3 protein-coding genes are annotated in these 1,818 nt (G+C 73.8%); 1 reads left to right on the top strand and 2 read right to left on the bottom strand.

What is annotated here, in order from left to right; translation table 11 throughout:
• Positions 1–881, bottom strand: an 881-nt coding sequence (locus ACTUAL_RS10975) for an LLM class flavin-dependent oxidoreductase (protein WP_096496803.1), incomplete at its 3' end; no start/stop codon positions are given.
• A gap of 62 nt (positions 882–943) precedes the next feature.
• Complete coding sequence (locus ACTUAL_RS10970) at positions 944–1,441, bottom strand: GyrI-like domain-containing protein (protein WP_440900174.1); 498 nt, start codon at positions 1,439–1,441, stop codon at positions 944–946.
• 173 nt (positions 1,442–1,614) lie between these two features.
• On the opposite strand from ACTUAL_RS10970, the gene ACTUAL_RS10965 reads away from it, so the two are divergent.
• Positions 1,615–1,818: hypothetical protein (locus tag ACTUAL_RS10965; RefSeq protein ID WP_440900173.1), on the top strand; the 204-nt coding region annotated here is incomplete at its 3' end.

Genomic DNA, 1,818 nt, shown 5'->3' with positions numbered 1-1,818 from the left:
CAGCGCCGGTCGGCCCTCAGGCCGGGCAGCACCTCGGCCGCGATCGCCTCGACCACCGACTCGTCACCGGCGAACACGCCCTCGTCGCGCGGCCACGGCGCGGCCAGGTCCGTGAACCCCAGCTCGCCCGCCCGGCCGACGAAGTCCCGGTAGCACTCGACGCTGGAGGTCGACAGCACCGGCGCCATGTCGCTCTGCAGGTGCCGCTCCAGGTGGTCGCGCGGCAGCCCGGCCGCGTCGAGCACGTCGTCCAGCCGCCCGGACAGCTCGCGCAGCGAGTCCCACCAGCCCGCCAGGTCGTCGTTCGGCAGCCCGGTGGTCACCCAGCCCCGCCCGAACCGGGCCGCCAGCCGCATCCCCTTCGGGCCGTTGGCCGCCACCACGAACGGCGGCCGGGGCCGCTGGACGCAGCCGGGCACGTTCCGCGCGCCCACCGCCGCGTAGTGCTCACCGGCGTGGTCGACCCGGTCGGTGGTGAGCAGGCGGTCCAGCAGCTCCAGGAACTCGGCGAACCGCCGGTGCGGGCTCGCCGCGGGCGCGCCCAGGACGTTCGCGTCGTACCCGCCCATGCCGCCCGCCCCGACGCCCAGGGTGAACCGGCCGTCGGACACCTCGTCCAGCGTGGTCACGTCGCGGGTGAACGGCACCGGGTGGCGGAAGTTCGGCGAGGCCACCAGCAGGCCGAGCCTGATCCGCGAGGTCGCCTCGGCGGCCAGCGCCAGCGTCGGCACCGAGGCGTACCAGGCGTGGTCGGCCAACCTGCCCCAGGCCAGGTGGTCGAACGTCCAGGCGTGGTCGAACCCGTACTCCTCGGCCGCCACCCACCTGGGCCGCGCCTCGGCCCACCGGTGCTCCGGCAGGATCGTGATGCCGACCCGCATGGACGTCCCCCTCACGTCTGAACTGTTTCCGCGTTCAATCGAACATTTTCACCGTTCGGTTGTCAACGCCACGGCCGTCCGCCGCCCGTCCGCTGTCCGGTTTGCCGCCCGGTCCGCTGCTCGGCGGGGTCCCCATCCGGCGAAGGCTCGGTGGTGCACACCTCCCGCCGGGTGGTCGAGGGGCTCAACCCGCGCGCCCCGATCCACGAGGCCAACCGCTTCCAGGACTCCTCCAGCCCGTCGAACGCCCCGACGTGCGTGAGCCGCGCGACCCGCCCGCCCGGCAGTTCGCCCGGCACGACGTCCCCCTCCGCCACGATCCCGGAGTCGACCGGGAACCCGACCTCCAGCGCCAGCACGCCTTCCCGCCCGTGCGTGCTCGCGTCCCGGTGCGGCCCGAACGCCGCCCCGGCCAGCGTGACGCCCCGCTCGGCCAGCACCCGCCCGAGCTGCTGGAACGAGGTGTCGAAGAAGTCGCGCACCTCGGCGAACCCGATCACCCCGCGCACCACCGCGGTCGTCGTCGGGGTCGACTCGACCAGTTCCGGCTCGGTGCCCATCCGCTGTCCTCCCGGCGCTCCGCCGCGCTTCGGTCCCGCCCATCCTGCCGGTCGTCGCGCCCCCGGTGTCCGATTTATCCACCTGAACGAGTGATGTGAACTCCCCTTGACCCCACCCCGCCCCCCGGTGTTGACTAACCAAGCGGTTATCTAACCGACCGGTTACCTGTCCGGTGACCGGCGGTCCCACGCGGGCCGATCCGCTCAAGCCGACGCCCAGCGCCGACGAGTCCCCCGAGGAGCACGCACATGCCAGGCACGCCGTCCCCGACCTCTCCCGCCTCTCCCGCCTCTCCCACGTCCTCCGCGTCCCCTGCGTCCACGCCCTCCGCATCCTCCGCCTCACCCCTGACAACGACCGCCGACCTCCGCACCGA

Source organism: Actinosynnema sp., from assembly GCF_052038725.1.
The sequence above is the reverse complement of the archived record's forward strand: the minus strand, read 5'-3'. Positions and strand labels throughout refer to the sequence as shown.

Coding starts and splice junctions, on each gene's coding strand:
- ACTUAL_RS10970 (WP_440900174.1), bottom strand. CDS start 1,441: ATGGGCACCGAGCCGGAACTGGTCGAGTCGACCCCGACGACGACCGCG.